The sequence below is a fragment of the Lutibacter sp. genome, from assembly GCF_041562875.1.
GTDB lineage: Bacteria > Bacteroidota > Bacteroidia > Flavobacteriales > Flavobacteriaceae > Lutibacter.
The window spans coordinates 1-7,921 of sequence record NZ_JBFFOE010000107.1; the positions used below are offsets into that span (position 1 = coordinate 1).

General features: G+C 31.1%; 5 protein-coding genes. 4 read left to right on the forward strand and 1 reads right to left on the reverse strand.

Annotation, left to right across the window (positions count from 1 at the left end; all coding sequences use genetic code 11):
- Window positions 1-996, reverse strand: a 996-nt coding sequence (locus ABY863_RS11680; protein WP_372795028.1) for an aconitase family protein, incomplete at its 3' end; no start/stop codon positions are given.
- 567 nt (window positions 997-1,563) lie between these two features.
- Between ABY863_RS11680 and ABY863_RS11685 the strand changes: the two genes are divergently transcribed.
- From ABY863_RS11685 to ABY863_RS11700, 4 genes are all read left to right on the forward strand, one after another.
- On the forward strand, window positions 1,564-2,235 hold the full coding sequence (locus ABY863_RS11685; protein WP_372795030.1) for an N-acetylmuramoyl-L-alanine amidase: 672 nt from the start codon (window positions 1,564-1,566) through the stop codon (window positions 2,233-2,235).
- Between the two features lie 261 nt (window positions 2,236-2,496).
- The gene (locus ABY863_RS11690; protein ID WP_372795032.1) at window positions 2,497-4,887 is read left to right on the forward strand and encodes a penicillin acylase family protein; all 2,391 of its coding nucleotides are present in this window, start codon (window positions 2,497-2,499) and stop codon (window positions 4,885-4,887) included.
- On the forward strand, window positions 4,880-5,914 hold the full coding sequence (locus ABY863_RS11695) for a LacI family DNA-binding transcriptional regulator (protein WP_372795034.1): 1,035 nt from the start codon (window positions 4,880-4,882) through the stop codon (window positions 5,912-5,914). The genes ABY863_RS11690 and ABY863_RS11695 overlap by 8 nt, the downstream gene beginning before the upstream one ends.
- A 15-nt stretch (window positions 5,915-5,929) precedes the next feature.
- Complete coding sequence (locus ABY863_RS11700; RefSeq protein ID WP_372795036.1) at window positions 5,930-7,465, forward strand: YifB family Mg chelatase-like AAA ATPase; 1,536 nt, start codon at window positions 5,930-5,932, stop codon at window positions 7,463-7,465.
- Window positions 7,466-7,921 lie beyond the last annotated feature (456 nt).

Below are 7,921 nucleotides of genomic sequence, written 5' to 3' on the forward strand. Positions count from 1 at the left end.
TATTGCATCACCTTCGTGGAATCCCATATAATCCAACGATTTTTTATAAGTAGCAACTCCACCTTCAACATCTTCAGCATTTGGAATGTGTTGAGAAATACCAGTTCCCATTCCTGGGTTAGTACCATAGGTAATCATTGGTTCAATTTCACTTCCATCAAAAGTTAACTCTTTATCAAAAATAGCATCTTCATCAGTTTTTAATGTTTTCCAATATTCCATAGCAGTATCCCAAGCTTCCCCTTTTGGAGCAAATAAACGTCCTTTTACATATTCAAAAGTTTTTTCATCTGGAGCAATAATACCTCCACGAGCACCCATTTCAATACTTAAGTTACAAACTGTCATACGGCCTTCCATAGACATTTGCTTAAATACATCTCCTGCATATTCAACAAAATATCCTGTTGCACCAGAAGTAGTTAATTTAGAAATTATGAATAACGCAACATCTTTTGGAGTAACTCCTTTTCCAAGACCTCCAGTAATGTTAATTCTCATTTTCTTTGGTTTTGGCTGCATAATACATTGTGAAGTTAACACCATTTCAACTTCTGATGTACCAATTCCAAAAGCAATTGCACCAAATGCTCCATGCGTAGATGTATGTGAATCTCCACAAACAATGGTTGCTCCTGGCAATGTAATTCCATATTCCGGTCCTACAACATGCACAATTCCATTTTTTTCATCTCCTAATCCCCAGTGAGAAATTCCCCATTCGGCTGAATTTTCTTCCAAGGCTTTTAGTTGATTTGCAGATAATGGATCTTCAACGGGCAAGTGCTGGTTTATTGTTGGTGTATTATGATCGGCAGTAGCGAAAGTACGCTCAGCAAATAATACTGAATTGTTTCTTTCCTTTAAACCTAAAAAAGCTACAGGACTTGTAACTTCGTGAATTAAATGTCTGTCAATAAAAAACACATCGGGTCCATCTTCAATTTTACGAACCACGTGCGAATCCCAAACTTTGTCAAATAATGTTGTACTCATTTATTATATTATTTTTAATATATATTTCATTTTCTCAGTCAAAATCAATCTTTAACTAAACTACTAAGGTCACAAAATTAAAAAAAGCCATCAGGCCACCAATAATTTTATTAATTATATACGATACCCAAACAGTTATTAAGATACCTTTACTATTTGGTTTAATCTTTTACTGTTTTATTAAACTGTTAAATTCTAAATTTAATTTCATGCAGATATCATTTTTAGCGGAGTAAGCACTATTATTTGAAATTATTTATTTGGTAAAATTTCACTAACAAAAAGTGATAGTATTAAAAATAACCTAATATAACCTAAATTATTATGAGTTATTATGAATTAAAAAAAAATTTAAATCTTTTGAAAATAAATTATTTGTTAATAGCACAACTTAAAAGAAGTACCATTTTTGGGTTTAGAAATTAATTTTTTTTTAATAAAAGTCTACGACATTCAAAAAATTAACATTATAAATATCGTGTCAATTTTAGTGTCTCTTTTAAAACATTTTACTAAATTGTATTTTCAAAATATGAGTATCCATTATTCCAATATCCTATTTTAAACATGAAAAATTTTATAGTACTTATCGGTTCATTCTTCTTTATTTCTTGTTCAGTAAATACAAAAATAGTTGACAGACCTGTTATATTTGATGACGAACGAGAATTATTAACATTGCAATATATGCAAGAAAGATATGGGATAGAATCAAAATCAACAACTATTGAACCTAAAATGATTGTATTGCATTGGACTTCAATTCCTACTTTACATAAAACCTTTGAAGCTTTTGAGCAGTCTAAAATTTCAAGCCAAAGACCTGATATTAAAAATGCAAGTGCACTAAACGTTTCAGCACAGTTTGTAGTTGACCAAGATGGAACTATTTATAGATTAATGCCCGAAACTACTATGGCAAGACACGTTATTGGCCTAAACCATTGCGCTATTGGAATAGAAAATGTTGGAGGAACCAAAGAAAAACCTTTAACAAAAGCCCAATTAAAAGCAAATATTAGATTGGTAAAATATCTTGCTTCAAAATATTCAATAGATTATTTGATTGGTCATTATGAGTATACCAATTTTGTAGACCATGAACTTTGGTTAGAAAAAGATGCAGGTTATAGAACGGAAAAAACAGATCCTGGGAAAGATTTTCTTGAGAATGTAAAAAAAGGGGCTAAAAAATTTAATTTTAAAACCACACCTTCAACCAAAATTTCTGAAATTTAAGATTCTCCCCTTTTTTTAGTAAATTAATGTTGTTCTTAATTGTTTGAGAAAACTGTTAATAGTGGGCAACTCCTAATATTCCAACCAGAATGATTATATTTTAATTGCGTTCAATAAGCTATTGATCCTCTTCAGTAACTTTCTTAAATTTATATATTACACTTTAAGTATTGTTTTATTTTTAAATGAAAGTTTTACAAATATTTATCATAACATATAAAATACTATCTTTGAAGATACTATCTAAAATCATTATTTTTAATGCGTATTTTTAAAAAAATCTCACTCCTAATAGTCGTTTTACTGGCACTTTCAATAATAGGTGGTTTTGTTTATTATAACAACCTAAAACCAACATATTCAGGCAACGTTTCCTTATCAGGAATTTCAAACGAAACTTCTGTTTATTTTGATGATTATGGCGTGCCACATATTTATGCTGAAAATGAATTAGACGCTGTTACCGCATTAGGTTATGTTCATGCACAAGATCGTCTTTGGCAAATGGAATTAATGCGAAGAATTGCACCTGGAAAATTATCTGAAATTTTTGGAGAAAAAATGCTAAAAAATGATCAATTTTTTGTGAGTTTAGGTATTGAAGAAACTTCAAAAAAATCAATTGAAAATTTAGATAAAAATGGTGATGTTTATAAATTAGCAATTGCTTATTTAAATGGTATAAATCAGTTCATAGATAACGGCCCTACACCCATTGAGTTTACTTTAATTGGGATTGAAAAAGAGCACTATCAATTAAATGATATGTTTAATATTTTAGGATATATGTCATTTAGTTTTGCAATGGCCCAAAAAACAGATCCATTATTAAGTGTTCTAAAAGAAAAACTTGGTGACACCTATTTAAAAGAATTGGGTATAGATATTAACCCAAATACCGTACTTATCAAAAATGCAAATCCGGCAATTGAGAGTTACGTAACAATGGTTTCAACTGTAACCGAAATCATGAAAAACGCTCCAACACCTCCATTTATAGGAAGTAATAGTTGGGTGGTTTCCGCTAAGAAAACAGCAACAGGAAATGTACTTTTTGCAAACGATCCACATATTGGGTTTTCACAACCAGCAGTTTGGTATGAAGCTCATATTTCAACACCAAATTACGAATTATATGGTTATCATTTAGCTGGTGTTCCATTTCCTTTATTAGGACATAACAGAAATTACGCATATGGTTTAACCATGTTTGAAAATGATGATATTGATTTTTATAAAGAAGAAAATCATCCTACAGACAATAACAAATATAAAACCCCTAGTGGATACGAGGATTATAAATCGGTTACCAAAACCATTAAAGTAAAAGATGCCGAAGATGTTATTGTTACAATTAGAAACACTCGCCACGGGCCAATTATGAATGATGTTGTTGATGCTATTTCACAAACAGATCCTATTGCAATGTCATGGATATTTACCCAAATTGAAGGTAAAACATTAGATGCGCTTCATACCATCTCAAGAGCCACTAAAATGAGTGATGTTAAAAAAGGAGCTTCTATGATTCACGCACCAGGGCTAAATATTATGTATGGTGATGCTAAAGGAAATGTAGCTTGGTGGGCAGCAGGTAAATTATACAAACACAAACCTCATGTGAATACAAAATTCATATTAGACGGTGCTTCAGGAGAAGATGACCCTACTGAATATTTAGATTTTAATTTGAATCCAATGGCTGAAAATCCTTCATGGAATTATGTCTATTCTGCAAACAATCAACCTGATACAATTGCAAATATATTATATCCTGGTTATTATTTATCTGAAGATAGAGCTAAACGTATTACGCAATTATTAGCGCCAAAAAATAATTGGAATAAAGAAACCATGGCTGAAATGATTACCGATGTAACTTCTTCAGTTTCACCAAGTGTTATAAAAGAATTTGTTTCAAACATTGATTTTAATTCATTCAATAAAAATGAGCAAAGAGCTATTGATATACTTCAACTTTGGGATGGATCTAATACTGTAGATGCAGTTGCACCAACTATTTATAATAAATTGATTTACACTTACTTAAAAAACACTTTTGAAGATGAATTAGGCGAAGAACTATTTACACAGTTTTTAAGTACACATTTATCTAAAAGAGCTATTGCCAATCAAATTAAAAAAAATACTTCCATTTGGTGGGATGATATTGCTACTTCAAGCAAAATTGAGACTAAAAAAGACATTCTATCAAAATCTTTGGTTGAAACTGTTACTTCTTTAGAAAATCAACTTGGAAATGATATAACTACTTGGAATTGGGGAAAAGTTCATACCTTAGAGCATCAGCACCCATTAGGAACTGTAGACGCCTTAAAAAATTACTTTAATGTGGGTCCTTTTCCTATAAATGGAGCAAGTGAAGTAATTAACAACAGAGGTTATGAATATAATAAATCTGGGTTATACAATGTGACTGCGGGCCCTTCAACAAGAAGAATTATTGATTTTTCCGACATTGAAAACAGTATCAGTATTTTACCAACTGGACAATCAGGAAATCCTTTCAGTGAGCATTATAAAGACCAGGCTGAAATGTATAACAAAGGTGAATTTAGAAAAATGAAAATGAATAAAGAAGAAATAATAAGTGTTTCAACCAAATTAACTATTCAACCAAAAGATGAATAAAAGAATAACCATTAAGCAAATTGCAAAAGCATTATCTGTTTCTATTTCAACCGTTTCAAAAGCGTTAAATGACAGTTATGAAATAAGTGATGAAACAAAAAAAAGGATTCAAGAATATGCTAAATTGCATAAATATAAACCCAATACTTTAGCTTTAAGTTTACAAAATAAAAAAACGAAAACTATTGGGATTCTAATTCCTAATATTCTTACCTATTATTTTGCCAGAGTTTTACGAGGTATTGAAAAAGTTACTACTGAAAGAGGCTACAATATTATTACATGCATCACTAATGAATCTTATAAAAAAGAAGTAGACACTATAGAAATGCTATCTAATGGAACCATAGATGGTTTTATAGCTTGCCTTTCTAGAGAAACGCTAGCGATGAAAAACTTTGATCACTTTCATAGTGTTTTAGAGGAAGGAACTCCAATAGTATTGTATGACCGTGTTCATAAAAATATTAACTGTGACAAAGTGGTTACTGATAATATAAAAAGTGCTTATAAAGCAACTCGTTTTTTAATGAGATCTGAATGTAAAAATATTGCACTTATTACTACTTCAGAAGGATTAAAAATAAATAAATTCAGAGTAAAAGGGTATTTAAAAGCACTTACAAAATATGGAATAGAACCTAATGAAAATATTATTATTAGGTTAGAAAATGAAATTGGCCTAACTGAGCGGATTCATAAAATGCTAGACACGAATGAAGTTGATGGTATTTTTACCATTGATGAAGTTTCTGGAGCTATAGCAACACAGGTTTTAAACAAAAGAAACATTAAAATTCCTGAAGCTATATCTATTGTTGGGTTTACAAATGGTATTTTATCAAGATATAGTTCACCTCCACTAACTAGTGTGAATCGTTTTGCACATACAACAGGTGAAGTTGCTGCAAAAAGGTTAATTGATAAAATTGAAGAAAAAATTGAATTTGATGATATTAAAACTGAAATTATAAGAACTGAATTAGTTGAAAGAGATTCAACAAAAAAAATGTTCGTTAAGTTTTAAGTAAAAAGAAAAAATATGCTAGTGAAAATTTTTGGCAGCGCCGTTTTTGGCGTTGAAGCCACTACTATTACTGTAGAGGTAAATATTGATAAAGGTATTGGATATCATTTAGTTGGCCTACCAGATAATGCAATTAAAGAAAGTAGCTACCGAATTTCTGCTGCATTAAATAATAACGGCTACAAACTTCCAGGTAAAAAAATTACTATAAATATGGCTCCTGCAGATATGCGCAAAGAAGGTTCTGCATATGACCTTACGCTAGCCATTGGAATATTAGCAGCTTCAAATCAAATTAAATCAGAAAAAGTAGGTGATTATTTAATCATGGGAGAACTTTCTTTAGACGGAAGTTTACAACCTATAAAAGGAGCATTACCAATTGCAATTAAAGCAAAAGAAGAAGGATTTAAAGGATTTATTTTACCCAAACAGAATGCTAAAGAAGCCGCAATAGTCAGTGATTTAGAAGTGTATGGAATTGAAAATATTTTAGAAGTGATTCATTTTTTTGATGAAAAAACTGAATTAGAACGAACTATTATAGACACTCAAGCTGAGTTCAATAAAGAATTAGACAATCCAGAATTTGATTTTGCAGACGTAAAAGGACAAGAATCGGTAAAACGTTCTATGGAGATTGCCGCAGCTGGCGGTCATAATATTATATTAATAGGACCTCCAGGAAGTGGAAAAACAATGTTAAGCAAACGATTGCCTTCTATTTTACCTCCAATGACATTACAAGAAGCATTAGAAACTACCAAAATACATTCAGTTGTTGGAAGAGTTAAAGATGCTGGATTAATGGGACAACGACCTTTTCGTTCTCCTCACCATACAATTTCAGATGTTGCTTTGGTTGGTGGAGGCCAATATCCACAACCTGGAGAAATTTCATTATCTCATAATGGTGTTTTATTTTTAGATGAATTACCTGAATTTAAAAGAAGTGTTTTAGAAGTCATGCGTCAACCTTTAGAAGACCGTGAAGTTACTATTTCAAGAGCACGATTTACAGTTACCTACCCAAGTAGTTTTATGTTAGTAGCAAGTATGAACCCAAGTCCAAGTGGATATTTTAATGATCCTGACGCTCCTGTCACATCATCACCAGCTGAAATGCAACGCTATTTAAGTAAAATTTCAGGACCACTTTTAGATAGAATTGACATTCATATTGAAGTAAATCCTGTTCCCTTTGAAAAACTTTCAGAAGAGCAACTTTCAGAACCAAGTAAACTTATTAGAGAACGTGTAACAAAAGCACGTGAAAAACAATCTGAACGTTTTATTGAATTGGAAAACACTCATTATAATGCACAAATGACCGTAAAGCATATCAGAAAATTTTGCAAACTAAATGAAGAAAGTAAAACACTTTTAAAAACAGCTATGGAACGTTTAAACTTATCTGCCAGAGCCTACGACAGAATTTTGAAGGTATCTAGAACAATTGCAGATTTAGAAGGAGTTGCAGAAATATCTACAAACCACATCTCAGAAGCTATTCAATATAGAAGTTTAGATAGAGAAGGTTGGTTGGGATAATAATTAGAAATACCCATATATATGATAACCTTAAAAATTTATAATAATAAAAGGGGGAATTTCCCCTATTTGTTTCGGTGTTTTTCCCCGAAGCTAAAACCAATACTCAACCTATATTTGCCATAGGAAAAAGAAATGTATGTTATTATTTAAGGGAAATTGCAAAAAAAACCTCACATAACTGTGAGGTTTTTTATGTGTAAAAATTAATATGGTGACTTTCTAAGGTTTATAGTGTCTTACACAAGTATCAACTATAATGATTACCGACAGTTATTAGCTCCATTTGATTATCCAGACGCCAACACGCTAAAAATGCCGAATTAAAGGAGTATTTATTTATGAAAATATCTGATTATGGACCAAATGAAGCTGCAGCTATAATTTTATCCTACAAGTTGTCAGACCAAATTCCTACCAATTAATAACTTCAACATATTGGCTAAATTCTGATGA